At 71.5% G+C, this 23,368-nt stretch carries 20 protein-coding genes and 2 pseudogenes; 15 read left to right on the top strand and 7 right to left on the bottom strand.

From position 1 onward, the window contains the following. Window positions 1-6: 6 nt before the first annotated feature. Window positions 7-435 carry a PPOX class F420-dependent oxidoreductase gene (locus IE145_RS26885; protein WP_189528042.1) on the top strand — a complete coding sequence of 143 codons (429 nt, stop codon included), beginning with the start codon at window positions 7-9 and terminating at the stop codon, window positions 433-435. A gap of 24 nt (window positions 436-459) precedes the next feature. On the opposite strand, the gene IE145_RS26890 is transcribed toward IE145_RS26885, so the two are convergent. Continuing rightward, window positions 460-1,047 carry a GTP-binding protein gene (locus IE145_RS26890; RefSeq protein WP_189528061.1) on the bottom strand — a complete coding sequence of 196 codons (588 nt, stop codon included), beginning with the start codon at window positions 1,045-1,047 and terminating at the stop codon, window positions 460-462. 508 nt (window positions 1,048-1,555) lie between these two features. On the opposite strand from IE145_RS26890, the gene IE145_RS26895 reads away from it, so the two are divergent. From IE145_RS26895 to IE145_RS26915, 5 genes are all read left to right on the top strand, one after another. Further along, complete coding sequence (locus IE145_RS26895; protein ID WP_189528043.1) at window positions 1,556-1,921, top strand: ArsR/SmtB family transcription factor; 366 nt, start codon at window positions 1,556-1,558, stop codon at window positions 1,919-1,921. Next, entirely contained in the window at window positions 1,914-4,646 is a 2,733-nt protein-coding gene (mgtA, locus tag IE145_RS26900) for a magnesium-translocating P-type ATPase (protein ID WP_189528044.1), read from the top strand. Before IE145_RS26895 ends, mgtA begins: the two co-directional genes overlap by 8 nt. A gap of 72 nt (window positions 4,647-4,718) precedes the next feature. After that, on the top strand, window positions 4,719-4,883 hold the full coding sequence (gene tatA, locus IE145_RS26905) for a Sec-independent protein translocase subunit TatA (RefSeq protein ID WP_010073017.1): 165 nt from the start codon (window positions 4,719-4,721) through the stop codon (window positions 4,881-4,883). A 163-nt stretch (window positions 4,884-5,046) separates the two neighbouring features. Beyond that, entirely contained in the window at window positions 5,047-5,622 is a 576-nt protein-coding gene (locus tag IE145_RS26910) for a TerD family protein (RefSeq protein WP_189528045.1), read from the top strand. Window positions 5,623-5,680: 58 nt separating this feature from the next. Further along, the gene (locus tag IE145_RS26915; protein ID WP_189528046.1) at window positions 5,681-6,292 is read left to right on the top strand and encodes a class I SAM-dependent methyltransferase; all 612 of its coding nucleotides are present in this window, start codon (window positions 5,681-5,683) and stop codon (window positions 6,290-6,292) included. A gap of 107 nt (window positions 6,293-6,399) precedes the next feature. Here IE145_RS26915 and IE145_RS26920 read toward each other — a convergent pair whose 3' ends face one another. Next, entirely contained in the window at window positions 6,400-7,305 is a 906-nt protein-coding gene (locus IE145_RS26920; protein WP_189528047.1) for an oxygenase MpaB family protein, read from the bottom strand. A 248-nt stretch (window positions 7,306-7,553) separates the two neighbouring features. Here IE145_RS26920 and IE145_RS26925 point away from each other — a divergent pair, with 248 nt between their 5' ends. Beyond that, window positions 7,554-8,462 (top strand): hypothetical protein, encoded by a 909-nt coding sequence (locus IE145_RS26925; RefSeq protein WP_189528048.1) that lies wholly within the window; start codon window positions 7,554-7,556, stop codon window positions 8,460-8,462. An 85-nt stretch (window positions 8,463-8,547) separates the two neighbouring features. Here IE145_RS26925 and IE145_RS26930 read toward each other — a convergent pair whose 3' ends face one another. Further along, window positions 8,548-8,730: a tail-anchor membrane protein gene (locus tag IE145_RS26930; protein ID WP_069735941.1), complete on the bottom strand. Its 183-nt coding sequence runs from the start codon at window positions 8,728-8,730 to the stop codon at window positions 8,548-8,550. Window positions 8,731-8,811: 81 nt separating this feature from the next. Next, window positions 8,812-9,882, bottom strand: coding sequence for a fatty acid desaturase family protein (locus IE145_RS26935; protein WP_189528049.1), 1,071 nt, complete (start codon window positions 9,880-9,882; stop codon window positions 8,812-8,814). A 282-nt stretch (window positions 9,883-10,164) separates the two neighbouring features. On the opposite strand from IE145_RS26935, the gene IE145_RS26940 reads away from it, so the two are divergent. The 4 genes and pseudogenes from IE145_RS26940 to IE145_RS26955 all read left to right on the top strand — a co-directional run bounded on the left by IE145_RS26940 (window position 10,165) and on the right by IE145_RS26955 (window position 16,841). Beyond that, a complete protein-coding gene (locus IE145_RS26940) occupies window positions 10,165-13,188 on the top strand; it encodes an SCO1167/SCO6262 family helicase (RefSeq protein WP_189528050.1) in 3,024 nt (1,007 codons plus the stop codon). Beyond that, window positions 13,185-14,630, top strand: coding sequence for an SWF or SNF family helicase (locus tag IE145_RS26945; protein ID WP_189528051.1), 1,446 nt, complete (start codon window positions 13,185-13,187; stop codon window positions 14,628-14,630). The genes IE145_RS26940 and IE145_RS26945 overlap by 4 nt, the downstream gene beginning before the upstream one ends. Before the next feature lie 263 nt (window positions 14,631-14,893). Continuing rightward, entirely contained in the window at window positions 14,894-15,481 is a 588-nt protein-coding gene (locus IE145_RS26950; RefSeq protein WP_189528052.1) for an N-acetylmuramoyl-L-alanine amidase, read from the top strand. A gap of 107 nt (window positions 15,482-15,588) precedes the next feature. Further along, window positions 15,589-16,841 (top strand): annotated as a pseudogene (locus IE145_RS26955) (GAF domain-containing protein). Window positions 16,842-16,949: 108 nt separating this feature from the next. On the opposite strand, the gene IE145_RS26960 reads toward IE145_RS26955, so the two are convergent. Beyond that, complete coding sequence (locus IE145_RS26960; protein ID WP_229825838.1) at window positions 16,950-17,816, bottom strand: transposase family protein; 867 nt, start codon at window positions 17,814-17,816, stop codon at window positions 16,950-16,952. 144 nt (window positions 17,817-17,960) lie between these two features. On the opposite strand from IE145_RS26960, the gene IE145_RS26965 reads away from it, so the two are divergent. Then, window positions 17,961-18,554, top strand: coding sequence for a hypothetical protein (locus IE145_RS26965; protein ID WP_189528054.1), 594 nt, complete (start codon window positions 17,961-17,963; stop codon window positions 18,552-18,554). 5 nt (window positions 18,555-18,559) lie between these two features. Next, entirely contained in the window at window positions 18,560-18,982 is a 423-nt protein-coding gene (locus IE145_RS34140) for a helicase associated domain-containing protein (protein ID WP_506005044.1), read from the top strand. Between the two features lie 660 nt (window positions 18,983-19,642). Here the strand turns inward: IE145_RS34140 and IE145_RS33785 are convergent. Together IE145_RS33785 and IE145_RS26975 are read right to left on the bottom strand one after the other, a co-directional pair. Then, window positions 19,643-19,774 carry a hypothetical protein gene (locus tag IE145_RS33785; protein WP_268246824.1) on the bottom strand — a complete coding sequence of 44 codons (132 nt, stop codon included), beginning with the start codon at window positions 19,772-19,774 and terminating at the stop codon, window positions 19,643-19,645. A 738-nt stretch (window positions 19,775-20,512) separates the two neighbouring features. Further along, entirely contained in the window at window positions 20,513-21,037 is a 525-nt protein-coding gene (locus tag IE145_RS26975; RefSeq protein ID WP_189528056.1) for a DNA-3-methyladenine glycosylase family protein, read from the bottom strand. Between the two features lie 369 nt (window positions 21,038-21,406). On the opposite strand from IE145_RS26975, the gene IE145_RS26980 reads away from it, so the two are divergent. Then, the gene (locus IE145_RS26980) at window positions 21,407-22,546 is read left to right on the top strand and encodes a hypothetical protein (protein ID WP_229825843.1); all 1,140 of its coding nucleotides are present in this window, start codon (window positions 21,407-21,409) and stop codon (window positions 22,544-22,546) included. A 104-nt stretch (window positions 22,547-22,650) separates the two neighbouring features. Beyond that, a pseudogene (locus tag IE145_RS26985) lies at window positions 22,651-23,228 on the top strand (IS5 family transposase); the annotation flags it as partial. Window positions 23,229-23,368: the final 140 nt, after the last annotated feature.

The raw sequence follows: 23,368 nt of genomic DNA on the forward strand, positions 1-23,368 counted from the left end.
GGGCCCATGGCACACCACATGACCGATGAAGAATGGCGGGCCTTCCTCTCGGAGGGAACCCGCACGGCGAAGGTTTCGACGGTTCGGGCCGACGGCCGCCCGCACATCGCACCCGTCTGGTTCCTTCTCGACGGCGACTCAGTGGTCTTCAACACCGGCAAGGAGAGTGTGAAGGGGCGCAACCTCGCACGGGACGGGCAGGTCGCCCTGTGCGTCGACGACGACCGGCCCCCTTACGCGTTCGCGGTGGTGCAGGGGCAGGCCGAGCTGAGCGAGGACCCCGAGGAACTCCTGCGATGGGCGACGCGGATCGCCGGCCGCTACGTGGGGGCCGACGCCGCCGAGGAGTTCGGCCGGCGCAACGGGGTGCCCGGCGAACTGGTCGTACGGGTACGGATCGACAAGGTGGTCGCGATGGCCGACATGGCCGACTGACGGAGGGTGCCGGGCGCCGGGCCGTCAGCCGACGGCGGCGAGGAGCCGTGCGGTGTGCATGCGCCCGGCATACTCGACCGTACGGATCAGGACTTCTTTTCCCGAGGCCCGGTCGCGGGCGTCGCACAGCACGACCGGCGTGCCCCCGTCGAGGTCGAGCGCCTGCGCGACATCGTGCTCCGTGTGGTCGGGAGCGTCGGGGAAGCGGTTGACGGCGACGACGAACGGAATCCGTCGGCGCTCGAAGTGATCGACGGCGGCGAAACAGTCCTCCAGCCGCCGGGTGTCGGCGAGCACGACGGCGGCGAGGGCACCTTCGCTCAGCTCTTCCCAGAGGAACCGGAAGCGCTCCTGGCCCGGCGTGCCGAACAGATGGAGCGAGAGGCCGGAGTGAACGGTGATACGGCCGAAATCCATCGCCACGGTCGTGGTGGTCTTCCGCTCCGCACCGCCGGTGTCGCTCCGCTCCGGTCCGGCCTCGCTCTCGCTCAGTGTCTCCTCCGAGTGCAGCGGGCGGATCTCGCTGACCGAGCCGATCAGGGTCGACTTCCCGGCACCGACGCCGCCGCCCACGACGATCTTCAGAGTGAGCTCGATGTCTTCTCCGATCATGGTCCGGCCCACGTTCGCGGAGGTTCGGTGGGCGGCACGGGAATGCTCGTCGTCGTGGACGGAGTCGCCGTAGACGGACTCGGAGGGCATACGTCCCTTCTCTCGCCAGGCCCCTCTTGCCGGGGCTCTTACCGCGGCTCTTGCCGGGGCTGTCTCAGGGCTCTGCCTTCAGAGCTCTTCTCTCGAATCTCCTGGAGGTTCGTGGCCGGCTTCGCCGTCACTTCGGGCTCCAGGGACCGGTCGGGCGGACAGCATGGCAACCGTTCGGCTTCGTTCGAGCGGGTTGATCGTTCTTGACCGATGAGACTTCGTATCCGTCGCCCCTTGCCGCATCCTGCCCCCCATTGCGTCTCTCTTGGGCGGCGGGGAGAGGGCGGGAGGAGGGCGGGACGTTCCGGACGGGCCCCGGCCACTTCCGCCACGGCCCCTACACTGTTCTTTTCGGCCGTCCGGAACGGGCAGCGGTGCCGGGTCCGTGCCGGCGGCCCGGGGACGAGGGGATGCGAGCGTGTCGACAGGTTCCGGCGGCGGTCTCCAGGATCCGCCCGCGGAGGTGCTGGCGGAGGCCGCCGCGGCGTTCGGGCTCCTGGCGACACCCGCACGGCTGCACATCGTGTGGGCGCTGGCCCAGGGCGAGAGCGATGTGACGGGGCTCGCCGAACGGGTGGGCGGTACACTCCCCTCCGTCAGCCAGCACCTGACGAAGCTGAAGCTGGCCGGGCTCGTCCGGTCACGCCGTGAGGGCCGGCGGCAGGTCTATCTGGTCGACGATCCCGATGTGGTGACGGTCGTCCGGCTGATGGTCGGCCAATTGGCCGCACGCGCGGGGCACCCCTCCCCCGCGCCCGTCCGCCTGCGTGAACTCGGTGCCTGAGAGCAGTCCAGCCGCAGGCCCCGGACACCTCACCATCGGCACGCCGCCCTCCGTCGCACCGTCCCCCGGCACCGTGCCCACTCCTCTCCAGACGCTGCGCGCCCTCGACAGCGGGCCGCGCGGGCTGCTGGAGGCGGAAGCCGAGATCCGGCTCCTCCGCACGGGCGAGAACGTGCTGCCCGCCCGGCGGCCCGTCCCCTGGACCCGCCGATTCCTGCGCAGCCTCCGGGACCCCTTCACCTCCGTACTCCTCTGCCTGGGTCTGGTGTCGGCCCTCGTCGCCGCCTGGGGCACCGCCTGCGTCATCCTGGCCCTCGTCGCCGTGAGCTGTCTGCTGCGCTCCACCGAGGAGCACCGCGCCGACCGGTCGGCCGCCGCGCTGCGCGAACTGGTGGCGACCACCGCGACCGTGGTGCGCCGTACCTCGGACGACTCCTCTCCCCGGGAACGGGACGTGCCGGTCGCCGACCTGGTACCGGGAGACGTGATCCGGCTGCGGCCGGGCGATCTCGTGCCCGCCGATGTGCAGTTGCTGCGCGCCGACGGCCTCACCGTGCATCAGTCGGCCCTGACCGGGGAGTCGGCGCCGGTGGTCAAGCGGGCCCTGGACGTCGCCGACCCGGCGCTGTCGGGGGCCGGACCGTTCGCACAACCCCAGTGGTGCTTCCAGGGCAGCAGTGTCGCTTCCGGCAGCGGTACGGCGGTGATCGTGGCCACCGGCGCGGACACCCGGTTCGCCGCCACCCAGGACGGCCGGGCCGGACAGCGGGGCGCGAGCGCCTTCGAGCGTTCGGTCCGGGGGATCTCCTGGACCCTCATCCGTTTCATGCTCCTCACACCTCCCCTGGTGCTGATGGCCAACGCGGCGCTGCGCGGACGGGGGCTGGAGACGCTGCCGTTCGCCGTGGCCGTCGCGGTGGGGCTGACCCCGGAAATGCTGCCGGTCATCGTCACGACGGCGCTCGCGCGGGGCGCGGCCCGGCTGGCGCGTACCAGTGGAGTGATCGTCAAACGGCTCCCGGCGCTGCACGATCTGGGAGCGGTCGACGTGCTGTGCCTGGACAAGACCGGCACGCTGACCGAGGACCGGCCGGTCGTCGCAGCGGCGGTCGACGGCGGGGACCGGCCCGACCCCGATGTCCTGCGGTGGGCGGCGGTCAATGCCCTGTGGACACTCCAGCTGGCGGACCTGCCCGCCGCCGACGCCCTCGACGAAGCGGTCCTGGAGGCCGTTGACACCGACGGTCCGTCCGCTGCCGGGGCGTTCGGTCCGGACGCGTACGAGGGCGTCGCCGTGCTGCCCTTCGATCCTGTGCGCCGCGTCGCGACCGCCGTGGTCAGGCGGCCCGGACGGCTCGGCGCTCACACCCTGGTCACCAAGGGCGCCGTCGAGGCGGTGCTCGACCGGTGCGCCCTGGACGGGGACGAGCGCGACCGGCTGCTCTCCCTGGCCGACCGGAAGGCCGCGTCCGGGCTGCGCCTGCTGGCCGTGGCCCTGGCCGACCGGGCGTCCCGGGCGGGTGCGTACACCCCTGCGGACGAGCGGGGTCTGACCTTCGTGGGCCTGGTGGCGCTCCGGGACGTTCCGGCTCCGAGCGCCGCCGACGCGCTCGCGGTGCTCGCACGGCGGGGTGTGCGCGTCAAGGTGCTCACCGGCGACCAGCCGGGCACCGCGGCCCGGGTGTGCGCGGACCTCGATCTGCGTCCCGAGACTCACTCCGGTTCCGACGATGTGGTGACCGCCGAACAGGTGGACGCCCTGTCGGACGCGGAGCTGATCGAGGTGGCGGACCGGGCCGTCGTGTTCGCGCGCTGCACCCCCGAGCACAAGGCCCGCATCGTCTCGGCCCTGCGCGCCGGCGGTCGCACGACCGGCTTCCTCGGCGACGGCGTCAACGACCTGCCCGCCCTCGGCGCCGCCGATGTCGGCATCTGCCCCCGCAACGCCGTGGACGTGGCCCGGGAGGCGGCCGATGTCGTCCTGGCGGAGAAGGACCTCACCGCGATCGACCGTGCGGTGCTGGCGGGACGGCGCAGCAGCGGGAACATCGCCTCCTATCTGCGGATCACCCTCTCGTCGAACCTCGGCAACGTCATCGCCATGCTGACGGCCGGGCTGATGCTGCCCTTCCTCCCGATGCTCCCGGCGCAGGTGCTGGTGCAGAACCTCTGCTTCGACGCGGCGCAGCTGGCCTTCGCGTTCGACCGCCCGCCGGTGTCGGTCCTGCGCCGCCCCACCGCGCTGCGGCCGCGTGACTTCCTGCGCTTCATCACGGGTTTCGGTCTGCTCAACGCGGCCGCCGACCTCGCCACCTTCGGGGTGCTCGCGCTCGCCCTCCACCACGCGTCCGGGGACGGCGGGGAGGCTGCGTTCCACGCCGGGTGGTTCACGGAGAACCTGCTCACCCAGGCCCTCGTGATGGTTCTGCTGCGGACCGGCCGCAGCGCCGCCGAACGCCGGGCGGGCGGGCCGCTGCGGGCCGCCGCGGCCGGTCTCTCCGCGGTCGGGGTCGCCCTCCCGCTCACCCCGATCGGGCCGTTGCTGGGCATGAGCGCCCTGCCGCCGCTCTACTACCTCTTGCTCGGCTCGGTTCTGGGGCTGTACGCGGTCGCGCTCACGGCGGCCCGCCGTCGCTACGAGCGCCGCCACCTGGCCGGCGTGCCCGACGCCGCGGAAGACGCCGCGAGGGCGTCGAGGGGCGCCCGTTCCGGCCTCATGCGCTAGTTGTACAGTTGCGCAATGCGGCAAGTGTTACCGCCGTGGAGAGACCCGTACGGAGAGAAGGGCGGGACCGGAATGCTGCGCAACGGCCTGCAACCCTGGCACCTGCTGATCCTGGCGGTCGTCGTGATCGCCGTCTTCGGCTCGAAGAAGCTGCCGGACACGGCCCGCGCACTGGGCAAGTCCATGCGCATCCTCAAGAGCGAGGCCAGGGCGATGAAGGACGAGAGCACGCCCTGACGATCCGGGGAACCGAGAGTGTCGCGCCGAGCGTTTGTAACGGATAGCGGCCAGCAAAAAGTGACAAGTGACAGCAGAACGGATCCGGTCACCGGACTCGGATGCGGTGAAGCCGCGGATTTCCGGATCACAGGTGCGGACCGACCGAGGACTGGAGGAAATCATGGGTGTGACCCTGGCCAAGGGCGGCAATGTCTCCCTGTCGAAGGAGGCCCCCGGCCTCACCGCCGTGACCGTCGGGCTCGGCTGGGACGTACGGACCACGACCGGGGCCGATCACGACCTGGATGCCAGTGCGCTGCTGTGTTCCGCGGCGGGCAAGGTCCTCTCCGACAGCCACTTCGTCTTCTACAACAACCTCAACAGCCCCGACGGTTCGGTCCGCCACACCGGTGACAACCTGACAGGTGAAGGCGAGGGCGACGACGAGTCGGTCGAGGTCGATCTGTCGTCGGTTCCCGCCGAGGTCGCGAAGATCGTGTTCCCTGTCTCGATCCATGAAGCCCAGAGTCGCGGCCAGAGCTTCGGTCAGGTGCGCAACGCGTTCATCCGCGTGGTGAACCGGGCGAACGGCGTCGAGCTCGCCCGCTACGACCTGAGCGAGGACGCCTCCACCGAGACGGCGATGGTCTTCGGCGAGCTGTACCGGCACGGTGCCGAGTGGAAGTTCCGGGCCGTCGGCCAGGGTTACGCCTCCGGCCTGGCGGGCATCGCCTCGGACTACGGGGTCAACGTCTGACCGGACGGGCCGGGTTGCGGCGCTCGCACGCCTCCGCCGGTTGCGCGAGCATGTTCTCATGACCGACGACCACACCCCTCCCCACACCCATGTCCTGGACTTCTTCACCCCGCGTGCGGCCGACTGGGACAGCCGGTTCCCCGACGACGGCCCTGCCTATACGGCGGCGGCCGGCCTGCTGGGGTTGCGCCCCGGCGATGCCGTGCTCGACGCGGGCTGCGGCACGGGGCGCGCACTGCCCGCGCTGCGAGCGGTGGTCGGGCCGGGGGGCACGGTGCTGGGCGCCGACCTGACCCCGGCCATGCTGGAGGCGGCGGCGCGGGCGGGGCGTGGAGCCAGCGGGACGCTCGTGCGTGCCGATGTCGCGCGGCTGCCCCTGCGCGACGGCGCCCTGGACGCGGTGTTCGGGGCCGGGCTGATCTCGCATCTGGCCCGGCCCGAGGCCGATCTGGCGGAGCTCGCGCGCGTGGTCCGGCCGGGCGGGACCCTCGCCCTGTTCCACCCGATCGGCCGGGCGGCGCTCGCCGCGCGCCAGGGGCGCGCCGTCACCGACGACGACCTGCGGGCCGAGCCCCGGCTGCGTGAGCTGTTGGCCGGAGCGGGGTGGCGGCTGGAGTCCTACACGGACGAGGACGACCGCTTCCTCGCGCTCGTCTCCAAGCGGCACTGAGTCCGGCGGCCCCGGTCCGGCCACCCCGTGCCCCACTCGACGGTGGACCGGCCGGGGCGGTCACGTCGCGCCCCGGGCTCGACGGCGTACCGGCCGGGCGGTCGCCGTTACTCGGCGGGTGTCTGCGACGGGCGGTGGCCGGGGACCGGGCAGCCACGGACCCCCGGAGTGGGGAACGCGCCGAGCCCCGCGATCTCGTACCCGTCCGGGTATCCCTTGATCTCGGGATTCTGGCGCGCGTAGTGAGGCTTCCGCCGGGGCGGCAGGAGGCGGACGGCACGGGCCCGCATCCGCAGTGCGCCCCTCGTCAGTCCGCGAGCCAGCGGCCCCGGCCGCCGATAGCGGAAGGCCTTGAGCAGCGAGTCGTCCAGGAGTGCGAGGCTGGCGCCGCGCACCACCGGGGCGAGGGGCGCCGGATACCAGGAGCCCATCAGGGCCAAGGTGGCGTCGGAGACCCGTCGGGCTCCTTCGTCCCAGCCGAAATGCTTGTCCTCGTAGGCGTCGAGGGTGCGCTCGAAGTCCTCGTACGTTTCCGGAATGTCCTTGATGCCCATCCGTGCGCCGAGCGTGCGGTAGTAGGCGGCGAAGGCTGCCAGCTCGTGGCAGCAGAGGCGTCGCCAGCCGAAATCGTCCAGCCATCGCTTCGGTGTGACGACGAACGTGCACAGGACGTAGCGCATGTCGTCGTTGCTGATGTCGTAGGCGCGGTGCATCTGGTTGATCCGGCGGACGGCCGTGCGGCCCTCGTCGGTGTCGAAGCCGTGCTCCACCACGGTGTCGAGCAGCAGGGCGGTGTCGTCGTAACGCTTCTGGGAGCGCTCCGTCAACTCCGCCGTCTCGTCGAGGAGTCGGCCGATGCTGGGCACGGCATAGGTGCGGTAGAGGGCCAGTTCCAGCGCGCGGGTGACGTCCCAGGGGAACTCGTACGTGACGGTGAGCCGGTAGATCTCCAGGAAGTCCCGCTCGGGGTCAAGTCGCTGAATCTCCTTCAGCCGGTCGTACCGCGTCACCATGCTGTTCCCCTCGTTCGGCCGGATGCCCAACTTTACGCGGAGACCTCCCGCGCGCTCCCGCTCTTCGGCTCTCCGGACCCGGACAGGGCGGGTCCGCTCCGGCGCGCCCCTGGGATGTCAGACCCTCGACGAGGTGGTTACCGACTGGTTAGGGTGCGCCGACGGACAGGGAACGACGGGATCCAGGAGCGACGGTCCCGGGAACGGCGAACCGGGAAGCGCGGGACTGGGCGAGGAGCGGGCAGACCATGAGCGATGGGGAGGGCACCGTGGCAGGTGCGAAGGACGCGGCCGCCGACGACGCGCTGCTGGTGCTGACCGCGATGCTGCTGACGCCCTCGCGGTTCCCCGGTGTGCTGGGGGACGACTATGTCGCCGCGTGCGATGCGCTGGCGCTCGAACCGTACGAGGAGGGGTACGGGCTCATCCTCGGGCAGGACGGTGAGGGGGCGCGGTGGACGGTGGTCGTCGAGGACACCTCCCAGGTGGCCGTGGCCATCGCGGCGTGGGACTGCGGCATGGAGCATGACCTCTCCCCCGACGAGCGCTCCATGGTGTGCGCCCTGCCGGGCTGGCCGATGGACCTGGCCGTCTCGGCCCCCGGTGTCCCGGATCCGCACGATCCGGATACGGACGGGGAGGGCCCGGCGCCCCTCGCCCCGCCCGACGCGGAGGCCTGGGGTCCGGCACAGCGCCGGCTCGGCGCCGACGAGATCACCGCGCAGTGGTCGGCCTGGCGCGAGCAGATCGACGACGCGCAGTTCCCCCTGCCCGGCACCACCGGGGAGCCAGGCGGGGGCGGCGGCGCCGAGGGGCGGGCGGCGAACGACATCGACGCCGGGAACGGCACCGGAGGGGATCAGGAGAACGACCCCTCCCGTTTCCTCCGGCACCCCGGTATCCGCAGGGCCCTGTCGGAGGCGACCGCCTACACGAAGACTCCGCCGCCTCCCGGCCGGATCCGCTCCTCCTACGCCTCGGCCGACGTACGCACCCTGCGCGTCGACGGCCCGGGCTGGTCGATGGTGGCGCGGACCGACGACATCGCCCTGTTCCTGCTGGACGAAGAGCCGGGCACGGTCATTCCCGTCGGCCGCGGAACCTCACTGCCCGGCCTGCTCACGGCCCTGGACGGGCTGGCCGCCCAGGCGCCGTGACGCCCCGACCGCTGTCACGTCCCACCGACGCCCTCGATCACCGACATCCCGTGTCAGCGACGTCCTGGGTCGGCGACGTCCTGGGTCAGCGACCGATTTCCTTGCGGTTGATCCTGCGGAGCCTGCGCCGCTGGGAGGGGTCCAGCAGCAGATAGCCCGCCACGGGGACACCGATCACGACCAGCAGTGCCCACCAGAATCCGATCAGGGGCCACAGGATGGCTGCCGCGAGCACGCCCCCGACAGCGACCTTCGCACCATTCGACATGGTCCACGCCTCCTTCGCGGCCGGCGCCGCTCCTGTTGGGTGAACGCCTCCGCGCTCCCTTACGTTCCCCGGCTTCCCGCGCTACCGCAGCGGCTCACCGACGTCGTGCATATGTGCCAGCGCCTGGCGATAGGACTCGATCAGCCCGGTCTCCGTGTACGGCATGCCGATGTCGGCGCAGTACGCCCTGACCAGGGGCTGGGCGAGCCGCAGGTTGGGGCGGGGCATGCTGGGGAAGAGGTGGTGCTCTATCTGGTAGTTCAGCCCGCCGAGGAACCAGTCGGTCAGAATGCCGCCGCGTACGTTGCGCGAGGTCAGGACCTGCCGCTGGAGGTGCCCCCAGCGCTCGCCCTCGGGGTCGGGCATCTCCATCCCCTTGTGGTTGGGCGCGAAGGCCAGGCCCAGGTGGAGGCCGAACAGTGCGTGCAGCACCAGGGCGAAGACGATCGCCCTGCCCGGGGACAGCGTGCTGAACAAGAGCGTGGCGCAGAGCGCGACGTGGGCGGTGAGCAGCAGCGCCGAGACGGCCCGCTCCCGGAGGGGCTGGCGGCGCAGGAACTGGACTCCGTAGATCTTCAGCGCGATGCCTTCGAGCAGCAGCATCGGGAAGAACAGCCGGGCCTGGTTCCTGGTCAGCCAACGCGCGAAGCCCTCCCGCTGCTCCGCCTGCTTCTGGGTCCAGACCAGGGCTCCGACGCCGACGTCGGGGTCCTTGTCGATGTGGTTGGGGTTGGCGTGGTGACGCACGTGCTTGTCGTTCCACCACGCTTCGTTCATGCCGAGGAGCAGATTGGCGTGCACCAGACCGATCAGCCTGCTTGTCCTGCGATCCGAGGTTATCTGCCCGTGCCCCGCGTCGTGGGCGACGAAGGCCGTACGGGTCCACAGAACCGCCAGCGGCGGGGTGAGGAGCAGGCTCCACCAGGTGTCGCCCAACAGAACGAAGCCGGTGACCAACAGGCCCAGGGCCGCGAGATTGGCGGCGATGCCGAGAACGTACCGGTCCGTGCGCCGGTCCAGCAGACCCTGGCCCCGCGCGGCACGCAGCAGCGGAGCGAAGTCGCTTCCGGCCGCCGCGGCGCGGGGCTCGGCCGGGCGGCCCGGACTGCTTTCGTCGGCGGAATCCGCAACAGTGGCTGTCGCCTGGGGCATGACGTCTCCGGTCTCTGGATCCTCTGGGGCGCTGACCTCATCGAACGTACGGACCGAGGGCCGCCGGCAGCCATGGCGCCACCACCCTGATCCGCCTGGGGCAGACCCCCGTATCCAGTGGTGGGGCTGGCTGCACCACGACGGCCCGGCCACCAGGAAGCCGGGAATCGAATGTCGGGAAACGTGACGCACACCACACAAGCAAGCGGCGCATCAGCGAGAAAAGTGGAGTACCCTCAGCGACTCCGCCCGCTAGTCAAATTTGAGGAATCAGCCATTCCTGTGCACAGGCACCCTGCGGCAACGCCCTCCGAGATCGCCGAACTGTCCCGTTGTTCTGCGGTCTTCGTCCCCGCGGACCCGGCCCGTACCAGCATGATCGCGTTCTGGGACCAGGACGGCAGCGCCCCTTGCGCCACCTCCGGGACCGTGTCGGAGCTGACCGTCGTCGAAGCCGACCTGCGGCCCCGTACGGTTTCGGCGCTGTTCCTCCCCGTCCGGGAGGCCCTTCCGGTACTGACCCGGGCACGCGCCGCCGCGCAGGCCTCCCCCGCAATTGCCTTCTGGGGCGCCGGGGCGCTCCTCGCCCTCCAGTTCGTCGCGCGCGGTCTGCTGCTGCCGGGGCTGAGCCCCGCCGACCACGACGCCTGGCGGGTCGGACCGCTGAGCGCCGAGGACCTCGAACGCGTACGGGAGCTGGCGGCGTCGATGCCGCCCGCGGCACATGCGACTCCGGTCCCGGACATGACGTCGGACGACGGAGACACCGACGGCGACGGCGACGGCGACGGCGACGGCGACGGCGACGGCGAACCGTTGCTGCCCGAACCGGAGCGCCTGCTGCGTGCGTTCCTCGATGCCGTGGCCGACGCGATGCCCCGGACCCCGGCTGCCGGGTTCGCCGCCGCCGGTCCCGCGTTCGCCGCGCGCCAGCCCCAGCACCTGCCCGAGGGGCAGGCCTGGGCGGCCGATGTGGCGGCGGGTCACGACGCGGGCGTAAGGCTCTCGTTGCGCATCGAGGTCACGGGCCTTGCACCGCGGCAGAGCGGTGGGGAAGCGGACCACGAGACCTCCCGGGGCATGGAGGACTCCGGATCCCGCACGGGCGCGGGCGAGCCGTCGTTCCGCGCCGTGCTGCAGATCCACAGCGTCAGCGATCCCTCCCTGGTCGCCGATGCGGCCGAGCTCTGGGCGGGCGGCTCCCGGACCGCAGCCGCGTTCGGGCCGCGGGCCCGGATGGACGCTCTGCTCACCCTGCGGCGGGCCGCCCGCGCGTGGCCCCCGCTGGCGCCCCTGCTCTCCGCCGCGGTGCCGGACTCGGTGGAACCGGCCGACGAGGAGATCGCCGAACTGCTGGGGTCCGCCTCGCGCGCCCTGGCCGCCGCCGGTGTGCAGGTGCACTGGCCCAAGGAGCTGGCCAGGAAGCTCACCGCGCGCGCCGTGGTCGGCCCGGACGACGGGGACGCCGCAGGCCGGGACGCCACGGGCCCGGACGGCGACGGGCAGCGGCCCGGAACACCGGGGCGTACCGCTGCGGACACGCCCTCGTTCCTCTCGGCCGACGCGCTGCTGTCGTTCGACTGGCGGTTCGCCCTCGGGGATCAGAAGCTGACCCGCGAGGAGTTGGACCGGCTCGCCGAGTCGTCCCGGCCCATCGTGCGGCTGCGTGGCCAATGGGTGCTCATCGACCCCGAGGAGGCACGCCGGGCGCGAGCGACCCAGGACCGCAAGGTCACCCCGATCGACGCGCTGGGCGCGGTGCTGACCGGTACGACGGAGCTGGACGGCCGGCGCGTCGAGGTGACGGCGACCGGCTGGCTCCAGCGGTTGCGGGACCGGCTGGCCGATCCGGAATCCGCTGCCCAGCAGTCGATCGGGCAGCCCGAGGCGCTCACCGCGACCTTGCGCGACTACCAGGTGCGCGGGCTGAACTGGCTCAACACCATGACCTCGCTGGGGCTCGGCGGCTGTCTCGCCGACGACATGGGCCTCGGCAAGACGATCACGCTCATCGCCCTGCATCTGCACCGGCAGACCGATCGCGACGCCGCCGGTCCGACACTGGTGGTCTGTCCGACCTCGCTGATGGGCAACTGGCAGCGGGAGATCGAGAGGTTCGCCCCGGGCACCCCCGTCCGCCGCTTCCACGGCGCGTCGCGCTCCCTGGAGGAGCTGGTGGACGGTGAGTTCGTGCTGACGACGTACGGGACGATGCGCCTCGACGCGCCCCGGCTCGCCGCCGTTTCCTGGGGCATGGTCGTCATCGACGAGGCCCAGCACGTCAAGAACCCGCACTCGGCGACGGCCAAGCAGCTGCGGACGATCGGTGCCCGGGCCCGGGTCGCGCTCACCGGGACCCCCGTGGAGAACAACCTCTCGGAGCTGTGGGCGATCCTGGACTGGACGACGCCCGGTCTGCTCGGCCGGCTCGGCACCTTCCGTACGCGGTACGCCGCCGCGGTCGAGGGCGGCAACGATCCGGGCGCCGCGGAGCGGCTGGCCGCGCTGGTGCGGCCGTTCCTGCTGCGCCGCCGGAAGTCCGACCCGGGCATCGCACCCGAGCTGCCGCCGAAGACCGAGACCGACCGGGCGGTGTCGCTGACGCCGGAACAGACCGGTCTGTACGAGGCGGTGGTCCGCGAGACGCTGGCGGAGATCTCCGCCGCCGACGGCTTCGAGCGGCGGGGGCTCGTGATGAAGCTGCTGACGTCGCTCAAGCAGATCTGCAATCACCCGGCACAGTTCCTCAAGGAGGAGCGGCCACGGATCGCGGACCGGTCGGGGAAGGTCGAGCTGCTGGACGAACTGCTGGACACGATCCTGGCCGAGCGGGGCTCGGTGCTGGTCTTCACGCAGTACGTGCAGATGGCCCGGCTGCTGGAGGAACACCTGGCCGCGCGCGGGGTGGACACGCAGTTCCTGCACGGCGGTACGCCGGTGGCCCGGCGCGAGGAGATGGTGGCCCGCTTCCAGTCGGGCGAGGCGCCGGTGTTCCTGCTGTCCCTCAAGGCGGCGGGGACCGGGCTCAACCTCACCCGTGCCGGTCATGTCGTGCACTTCGACCGATGGTGGAATCCGGCGGTCGAGGCACAGGCGACGGACCGGGCGTACCGGATCGGCCAGACGCAGCCGGTGCAGGTCCACCGGCTGATCGCCGAGGGCACGATCGAGGACCGGATCGCCGGCATGCTCGCCCGCAAACAGGGCCTGGCGGACGCGGTGCTCGGCTCGGGCGAGGCCGCACTGACCGAACTGACCGATGCGGAACTGGCCGACCTGGTCGAGCTGCGAGGGGGCGCACGATGAGCGACGACTACGGATACGACTACGAGGACGATTCCCCGTACGGCACGGAGACGGAGTACGGGGCGGGCGGCACGGACGTCTCGGGCGGGGACGGCAGGGCCGGCGCGTCGCGGGACGGCGGGCGCGGACCGGAGCGTACGTTCGCGGCGCTTCCCCCCGCGCACGGCCGGGGTTTCGCCACCTCCTGGTGGGGCCGGGCGTGGCTCCAGGCCCTGGAGGACACGGCGCTGGACGGCCAGCAGCTCAAGCAGGGCCGCCAACTGGCCCGTAAGGGCGGGGTCGGGGCGGTCTCCGTACGGCCGGGGCGGATCACGGCGATGGTGCGGGACCGCGACGGCACGGCCCACCGCAGCGATGTCCTGCTCCAGCAGCTCGGTCCGGGCGCCTGGGACCGTTTCCTGGACATGGCCGTGGACCGGGCCGGGCACATCGCGGCGCTGCTGGACCGGGAGATGCCGCCGCATCTGGTCGAGGACGCGGCGGGCGCCGGGGTCGAGCTGCTGCCAGGTATCGGGGACCTGGAGCCGGAGTGCACCTGCGGAGCCTGGGACCACTGCCCGCATTCGGGTGCGCTCTGTTATCAGGTGGCCCGGCTGCTGGACGAGGACCCGTTCGTGCTGCTGCTGATGCGGGGGCGCGAGGAACGCCGACTGCTGGACGAACTCCAGGTGCGCAGCGCCGCCCGTGCGGTCCGGCCGGGGGCCGGAGGGGAGGGCGGAGCCACCGGGGGCGCGGAGCGTGAGGTTCGCGGGGTTCCGGCCGGGGAAGCGTTCGCGGCGGCCGGAATCCTGCCGCCGCTCCCCGCTCCTCCGCCGGCTCCCGACGCGCCGGGACCCGGTCCGTCCCTGGACACGGAGACCCCGCCCGCGCCCGGCATCGATCCGGCGGCGCTGGAGGTGCTGGCGGCCGACAGCGCGGTGCGGGCCCATCGGATGCTGCTGGACGCCCTGGCCCCGGGGCATGAGGAGCAGCCGCTCCCGGTGGAGCTGACCCCGCAGCAGGACGCGGTGCGACTGGCCGCGGACGCCTGGCCTGACCACCGGATCGGGGCCCGGCTGGCCGCCGGGTCCGGCCGTCCGGCCGCGGACCTGGGCGCGGCGGTACGGGCCTGGCGGTACGGCGGGGTCGCGGCACTGGCCGTGCTCGACGAGGATTGGGCGCCGGACCCGGAGGATCTGGGGCGGGCCCGGGCCCGGCTCGGCGCGGCGTGGGACGCCGGCGACCGCCCGGCGCTGCGGGCGAGCGGGCGGGCCCGCTGGACCGTGGCGGGCGCCGACCTCCAGCTCCGGCTCGACCGGGAGGGGCGATGGTGGCCCTACCGCAAGGAGCGCGGACGGTGGGTTCCCGCCGGACCGGCGGACGACGATCCGGCGGGAGCGCTGGCGGGCGCCGAGGAGGGTGAAGCGGCGGACGGGACGAGGGGGTCGGGCGCGGCGGTCTGACACCCGGCCGGTTCCCGGGGGACTGGATCATCCCGCGGCCCCTCCGGAAACCGGGAACGCTTCCGCAGCAGGGCTGGACCATCCCCGGGGGGTGGTCCTCTCCCGCAACCGGGAACGCTTCCGCGTTGTCCGGGCGCGGCGCCGCACCCGCGTCGGGCGGCGCGTGAGCGGAACCGGGCATCCGATGCGCTCGTCATGTGCTGCGACAGGAATGATCGGCCGACCGGGGCCCCGGTTGGTCCAGCCCGGTCCCAGGAGCGCTGTTGCACCGTAGAAGGATCATCCAGTACGCCGCCGCGACGGTGGGTGCGGCGGCCGTCCTGCCGTCGTCGGTCCGGGCCGTTGCCGCGCCCAAGGGCCCCACCGACTACGCGAGCGCCCGGTGGGTTCCGGCCGCCGCCGCCAACTACACCGTCCCCTCCCGGCCTTCCGAGCGCCGGATCGACCGTGTCGTCATCCATGTCGCCCAACAGTTGTTCACACCGACCACGGGCATCTTCAGTACTCCCAGCAAGCAGGTGTCGGCCCACTACGTGGTGCGCTCCGGCGACGGCCATGTCGCCCAGTGCGTCAGGGAGAAGGACATCGCCTGGCACGCGGGCAACTGGAACTGGAACACCCGGAGCATCGGGATCGAGCACGAAGGGTGGGTGGACCGCCCGGAGTTCTTCACGGACGTCATGTACGTGCGGTCCGCCGGGCTCACCGCCGACATCTGCGACCGCCACGGCATCCCGAGAGACCGGGAGCACATCGTCGGCCACCACGAGGTGCCGGGCAGCGACCACACCGACCCGGGCGTCCACTGGGACTGGGAACGCTACCTCCGGCTCGTCCGCGACGCCGCCTGAGCCCCCTCCCCCCACCGCTCGTGTTGATGACTCCCCGCAGCGAGGTTGTCGCGGGGACCGACGGCGACGACGACGGGAGAGCGCGACGGCCCTGAACGGAGGGTGAGTTGACGGATCCCTGGGTGGCTCTGGCGGCGGAGGCCGATCCCGGCGAACGGAGCGGCGCGCTGCGCCGCGCCCACGATGTGTTCACCTCGGCGGGGCGGCTGGAGCGGCCGGTGCGCGCGGTGGTCGGCGCGTCCTGGCGACGCTCGGGCGGGTCAGCCCGGACGAGGCCCTCGTCGTGGAGCTCGGCCCGGAGGAGCTGAGTTCCCGTCGGTCGGCGCATCCCCTGGCCCGGGCGATGCCCGTGATCCGCGAGCTGATGGGTGCGTACGCCACGGACGGGGAACATCTGCTGGCCGTCTGCGACGCCCACGGCCGCCTGCTGTGGGTGGAGGGCCACACGGCGGCGCGGCGGGCGGCCGGCCTGATGAATTTCGTGGAGGGTGCCCGCTGGGCCGAGTCCGTGGCGGGGACGAACGCTCCGGGGACGGCCATCGCGGTGGACCGTCCGGTCCAGGTCTTCGCGGCCGAGCACTTCCTGCGGCCGGTCCAGCGGTGGACCTGTGCGGCATCACCGGTGCACGACCCCCGTACGGGCCGGGTGCTGGGAGCCGTGGACATCACGGGCGGGGACCGGCTCGCCCATCCGCACAGTCTCGCCTTCGTCCAGGCGGTCGCCCAGGCCGTCGAGTCGCACCTCGCGCTGCTGGCTCCCGCGCCCGGCTCGGACGTCGACGCGGTACGGCTGAGTGCGCTGGGCCGGGACGAGGCGCTGCTGGTGGCCCGCGGGCGACGACTGCGGCTCAGCCGCCGGCACAGCGAGATCCTGGTCGCCCTGGCCCGTCGGCCGGAGGGCCTGAGCGGGGACGAGCTGCTGGTCGAGCTGTACGAGGACGAGTCGGTGACCCCGGTGACGCTGCGGGCGGAGCTCTCCCGGCTCCGGCGGCTGCTGGGGCCCGATCTGCTGGACTCACGCCCGTACCGGCTGGCCGTCGCGGTGGACGCCGATTTCGACACGGTGACACGCCGGCTGGGTTCGGGCGCGGTGGCGGCGGCGCTGGACGCGTACGCGGGCCCGCTGCTGCCGGGCTCCGGGGCCCCGGCGGTCGTACGGCTGCGGCAGCGGGTCGAGGAGCAGTTGCGGGCCGCGTTGATCGCCCGGGGTGATCCGGGGCTGCTCGCCGACTGGGCGTACAGCCCGTGGGGCGAGGAGGACCTGGCGGTGTGGCGCGCGCTGGCCGGGGCGGTCCCGGCGAGTCAGCGGGCGGCGTTGCAGGCCCGGGTCCGGGGACTCGACGCCGAGCAACGCGCCTGAGAACCCGCCGCACGCCCCCGTTGCAACGCCTTTGCAACGTCCCCGTGCCTAACGACCTCGTGCATGGTTGGCGGTAGCGCGTCGAGAGCCGAGGGCCGGGGGATGTGTTCACGTTCGCGTGCCGCTCGCCGTGGCGGCCTGCTGGTGCGGGAGCAGCCCGGCGACGGATTGGATGATGTCGCTCATGTGCTCGCGGCGGCCGTGGTGGCGGGCGAGGGATCGCCAGTTCTTGAGGTGGCCGATGCCGTGCTCGCCCCGGATGCGTCGTGAGGAGTGGGCTTTGCGCTGGCGCTCGTGTATCTCCTCGTACCACTCGGGCGGGTTCTTCTTGAACTTGCGGTGCGGTGGCGTCACCACGCGGCCGCCGGTCTGGGCGCCCAGGCCCTGATAGTCGGCATCGGCGGGGATCTCCACGGCCGGACCGTCGGCCAGGAGCTTGACCAGGCCCAGCTTCCGGGCGTGCGTGATGTCCGCGCAGCTCGCGGGCTCGGCCGGACTGCGGAACAGCAGCCGCCCCTCGGCGTCCGTGACGACCATGGATTTGACGGTGTTCTGCTTGTTCTTCCCGGAGATGAACTTCTCCCGGTCCTTGCGTCCGGCAGCCGGGCGACGCACCCGGACCTCGGTGCCGTCGATGATGCCGGTCTGCCCACTCGCGCCGAGATGGTCGATGACCTCGGCGAGTGTGCGCAGTCGGATGTCAGGCGCGACGGTGCAGCCCCGCTCGGCGAGCAGGGGCCGCACGTCACCGATCGCCCGCGTAATGGTGGAGAGGTCCACGCCGAACCAGCAGGCCAGCACGTCGTGCGTCGTTGCATGGCGGAGGTGCACGAGTGTGGCCAACAGGCGGTCGACGAAGACCAGCTTGTACGTGGCCCCGGCACCGACGGCCCGGCGGCGAGGGCGTGACGTCAGCACGGCCTGGTGCCGCTCGTGCCACAACGGACCGATCTCTGCGACGAGTTCTGCGATCACGTCGGACGCCGGCCCGGTGATCCGCCGGCTACGGATGATTGCTGCACGTGTCCGGCTCCGGCTCCCCACCACACGGATCATGATCAACGATCAAGGTCTCGACGCGCTACCGCCAACCATGCACGAGGCCGTTAGCCTTCCCGCATGGGACTGGACATCACCCTGCTCGCCGTTGACTGGGCCCACCTGCACACGATCCCGGCCGACGCGCGCACCGCGTGGCTGGAGGACGCCGCGTGGCCCGACGACCAGTGGCCGCCGCCTGAGAAGCACCAGCCGGGCTGGACCTGGCCGGAGGGGCCGGGCGAACCACACTGGGCGCGGTACGACTTCACCACGAGCTCGTACAAGCCGCACTTTTGGGCCGGCCGCAGGTGGGACGACGTCCGGGACGCCGCCCATCCCGAACTGCGGGCGGCTCTCGACACGTATCTGATCGCGCTGGTGTGGGAAGGGCCCGACGGCGACGTCCGGCACGACGGCCCGGTCTTCCCCGGCGACCCGTGGGATCCGAAGCCGCTCGCCGTGTGCCGGCCGGCCGACTTGCCCGCGGTCGCCGCGGCCTGGGAGCGCGCCGCAGCGCTGCTCGACACGTTGCGCGCGCCGTACACGGAGCACGCCGAGGACCCTCACGGCTGGATCACGGACTTCGACCAGTTCGCGGCGTTCGTCCAGGCGTGGAGCGTGCCTGTCGAGGAGGCCGCCCGGCGCGGCTGGGGCCTGATCGGGCTGCGCTGACCGCCGTGTCCGGCGGTGGCCGTCCGTGCGGTCATCTGACTGGGAGCACCTGCGCACGGTCGGGAAAGGCTGGCGCTCCCCGCTCGCGTCGCTGCACACCGACCCGGCGCTCACAGCCGGTTGAGCATCGATGCCGCACAGCACTGTGGCCCACTGCCCCTCCGGATGGTGGGCCACTTCCGCGGTCTTCGTCACGCCCTCGACCCGGCGGTCGGCCGCCTGGCGGGACTGTTCGGCGTGGGTCTACCCGCGCCCGCACCGCGCGGAAGGGCCGGGTCGTCGTCCCCCGAGCCCACGTTGAAGAGATGCCTCACGGACCGGTTCGGCTAGGCACCTGGGTGAGCAACACCCGCAGCAGGCGCACCAAGCTGAGCGCCGAGCAGCGCGAGCCGCTCGCCGGGCTCGGCATCAACTGGGCCACGGCCTGAGGCCCCGTCCATGACCCCATCGTCCCGCGCCCCCAGGCCCGCCGCCCGGGGGTGCGGACCGAGCCACCCGCAGATCCCCCGGCCCGGACCCTCACCTACGACTCGGGGATACCGATGCACCCGACGGACGTCCTCGTGATCGCGTCGGCCCTCACCGCGAGCTACCTCACCGGCCGCCTGCAACCCTGGCGGCGGCTCGGGGACTGGGCCGTCGATCAAATCCGGCACACCGGGCCGTGGGGCAGGGGCGGGCGTCAGGCCGCCGTCGTCCTGGCCCACGTTCTCACCGCACCGCGCACCAGTCGGCGCATCATGCGCACCCCCGCGACCATCTGTTCCCCGAAATCTGCACCAATCAGGGGCCAGTACAAGCCAATTATCGAAAGGGGCATTTCCGGCATTGATCGATCATGCGATCTCTTGAGCTGGGCAAATAACGCACAGTCACAGATGCTGACCGGGGGGCGACTTGATGCATCTCCTGGGTCCGCACTCCCGGCCTGCTATCAAATACGTTCCGGGACATGACTGAATCATTGGACGCCTTCAGTGGTGCACTGACAGCACTCCTCCTCGTCGCCTTGTCTCATCCAGACCCCCGCATGCGAGCCACCGCTGAGCGACTGCTACGGATTATCTTCCGAGCCGAATGAGCCGCGATCACAGTGGATATGTCCCGACCGAGTCGGGAGCGCCCACCCCGGTCTCGACGAGGATCGCGGCCACCTCGGCGCCAACGTCCTCGTCGAGCATGTCGGGTGATCTGCACTTGGCCTTGGTCGCCGTGCTCACGGTTCCGGCGCGGGCGTACAGTTCCAGCGTCTTGGCCTTGGACTGCTCGCTCTCGGCGGCGGCGAGCCGGAACTGAAGTCAGGCAGGCGACTGCGCCAGTAACCCGCCTTCTTCTTCCGCGCGGGCGACGGCCGCCGGGACCAAGGCGGCGGCCAGGGCGGCAGGGAAGATCATCGGTCGGTTCATGATCGCTCAACCGCTCAAGCGGCCCCACCGTCACGGCCAGCGGGGCCGGTTCGCTCCGTCGAGGCCCGTGCCGACCACGACGTCGGATGGGGCCCAGCGGACGGTGTGGAGGCGGTAGCCGACCTCCGGTCCGCGTACGGCCGTCGGCTCACATGGCCGACACCGAACTTTCGGGTGTGAGCAACGCGACCGACCAACGGTCGAAGTCCGGCGATACTCACGGCAGAACGGCCATCACCGACAACGCCGTCGCCACGATCGCCGCCATAGCGGTTCGTGAGACCGAAGGCGTGCACTCCGCGGGGCGAGGAGCGTCCAAGTTCCTGGGAGCCGTCACGGGGCAAATGTCCCGGGTCATCAGGCAGACGACGCGCAGTCCAGGTTGTAGTCGGGGAGACAGGAGTACGCGGTCCAGCCCGCACCCTTTAAGCTACCATGCGGTAATCTGATGGCTCGTCCATCAGGGGGAACGCGTGGCCGCACGGGGCGAGTCGACCAGGCGGGCAGGACCGCGGCCGCTCTGGACCGGTCGACTCCAGCCCGGTGCCACTCCTAGCTCGGCACCCTCCGCCAGGTGGCCACCGTCGGCGGGACCCGCATTCCCTCCGGGGCCGGTCCCGGGGGCCGCTCGCCGTAGAGGTTGAGCAGGCGCCGCCAGGCGTAGTGGGCGCTGCCGGAGGTGATCCGCTGCTCCAGCACGCTCGGGACGAGGGACTCCATCACCAGCCCGGTCCGGGCCAGCCGCAGCCCGCCGTGCTTACGGTGCGCGGCCGCGACCACCCGGTGACGGAGCCGGAACGCGTCCGGCTCGTCGTCGGCACCGAGCAGCGCCGGTAGCTGCTCCAGCGCCCAGTGGCCGCCCGGGCCCCACGCCGTGCCGGTGATCAGCCGTCCGGCGACCGCGTCCGGGCCGTCGCTGATCCGGAGGGTGACCGGACCGTCGGGGGTGCCGGAGCACCGCCACCAGGTCCCGTCGGGTTCCTGCCGGCAGGCCGGGCCTCCGCAGCCGCGCCGCAGCACCCGCAGTGTGCGGGCCAGGTCGTAGGGCGCGGGTGGCGCCCAGGTACGGCTGGGCATGGGCCCCAACCTACGAGGACCCGCGCCTCGCAGCCTCTATCCGGCGGCTTCGGCCCGGAAGTAGCGGTGCCAACCACAGGCGGGCTGAGCTGTCCGGTGATCGAGGTACACCCCGGGGAAGTGATGTCACGCCCATCATGACAGGTCAGAGGGTGTTTTCGTAGGAGGAACGGCACATGCGACCTGCCTTGTTCGACCCTCTCCGGGGCGCCCAGAATCTCCGTTATGAATCACTCGGGGAAAGTCGATCAGGACGACATCGTGCGAGCGCGGAATGTACTACTCGCGTCGGGACGCCGCACGCCACGCGAGGAAGTTGACGCCTACCGGGTGCTCTCCCAGGTCAGCCCCGCCGGGTACCTTCCTCTCTTGGCCAGGGCGCTGCAACGTCTGAGCTATGACACCAGCGTCGGCAAGTGGCATCCGTCCTCGCTCGCGCTGTGCGAGGAGGCGGTGGCCGCTGCGCGGTCCATCGACCCGGCCGAGACTGCCCGGGCCAATGTTCTGTACCAGGCCCTCGACTCGTGCCAGCGACAGCTGTACATGGCGGGCCGACGCGCCGAAGGACTTGCCATGCGCGCCGAGATGCTCGCCATTGGCCGTGCACAAGCCGAACTGTCCGGAGACCCCGTGGTCAAAGGCCTGCATGAGTGGGCTGCCGGACTTTCCGAGGAAGGCCGGTATGCCGAGGCTGCTGATGCCATGACCGAGCTGGTCGCAGCGATTCTGCCCGATGGGCCCGCTAGCGGGGGTCTTGCCTGGTCACTCCTGGAGTGGATCGCCGCTCTCCACAACGCTGGCCGGTCCAGCGAAGCACTCGCCGCGTTCGAAACCCTCGTCAGCATGGAAGCGGCCGAAGCCGCGAACGATCGCGGCCCGATGGCCTGCCATCTCTACTCGCTCATCGGGTACGCGCAGATGCTCGACACCCACGGCCGAGGCGAGCAGGCGGTCCTCGCGAGGCAAGAAGCACTCGCCTTGCTGGCGGAGTTGGCCGATACCGGTGAGCGGAAGTCCTGGAGTGGCTATCAGGCGTCGTTCTGGGCGGTGCTGCTGACCTTCTCCAGTGCCGAAAGCGACCGGCCTGCGCCCGATGGACCGCGTCCGCCTTCAGGAGCTGCGCCCATGCAGTGGTCGCCCGATGCCAAGCGGCGCTACTGCAACAGCCTTCAAGCCCTCCGTGAAGAGGTGGACACCCTTGCTGCGCGAGCCACCGAGGATCCGGACCAACATCTGGCCGAACTGGTCCGGCTGCATCGGGTCCTCACCGTCCGCTCCGCCATTTACTGGGAGAACCGTACCCATCTGTTCGCGGAGCGAGTGCGCTCCCTGTTCGACGACGGAGTGTGTCTGGCAGGTCGGCTGTCTCAGCACGATCCGGCAGACGGAACGCGAACACTGGCCAGGATCCTGATCGACCGATCGACCTTCCACACCGCCGCCCGCGAGTTCGGGCCCGCTCTCGACGACTTCCGCCAAGCCCTGAACTGCCTGGGGGAGGTCAACTGACCCGAGCCGGGCGACGTCCGCCGTGAGACTCGTGCACACGAGCAGCTCGCGCCAGACCGAGAAGATCGGCCATTCCGCAACTTCCAATAGCCCGGGTTACCAAGTCGAAGGCTAGAGTGTGGGCCAAGCTCCACCGCCTGGTCCTTGACGAACTCGGTGCCCGCGGCGAGCTGGACTGGTCGCGCTGCGCGATCGACTCGGTGAACATGAGGGCCCTGAAAAAGGGGACCTGACAGGTCCGAATCCTGTCGATCGGGGCAAGTACGGCTCGAAGATCCACCTGATCACGGAACGGTCGGGTCTGCCCATATCCATCGGCATCTCTGGAGCCAACCTGCACGACAGCCAGGCCCTCATGCCGCTTGTGAAGGGCACCCCGCCGATCCGCTCGCGCCGCGGTCGCCGACGGCGCAAGCCCGGAAACCTCCACGCGGACAAGGGCTACGACTACGACCACCTGCGGCGATGGTTAGGCGAACGCGGCATCACCCACCGCATCGCCCGCAAGGGAGTCGAGTCTTCCCAACGGCTGGGCCGCCACCGCTGGCCCGTGGAACGAACCACGGCCTGGCTCGCCGGCTGCCGCCGCCTTCACCGACGCTACGAACGCAAGGCCGACCACTTCCTCGCCTTCACCAACATCGCCTGCACCCTTATCTGCTATCGCCGACTCACTAGATGAGCCAGACCAGGCAACTTCAGCGCCTGTGCAAGCCCGCGCCCCACAGCGCAGAGTCTTGCATGGCCTTGGCCCCGCCATCGGGACTGCTGCACGGATGAGTGACACCTGACCTGGCTTGCTGAGAAGCGGCCTGGAAGGAT

The sequence above is a fragment of the Streptomyces sindenensis genome (assembly GCF_014649035.1).
In the GTDB taxonomy this organism is placed as follows: Bacteria; Actinomycetota; Actinomycetes; order Streptomycetales; family Streptomycetaceae; genus Streptomyces; species Streptomyces sindenensis.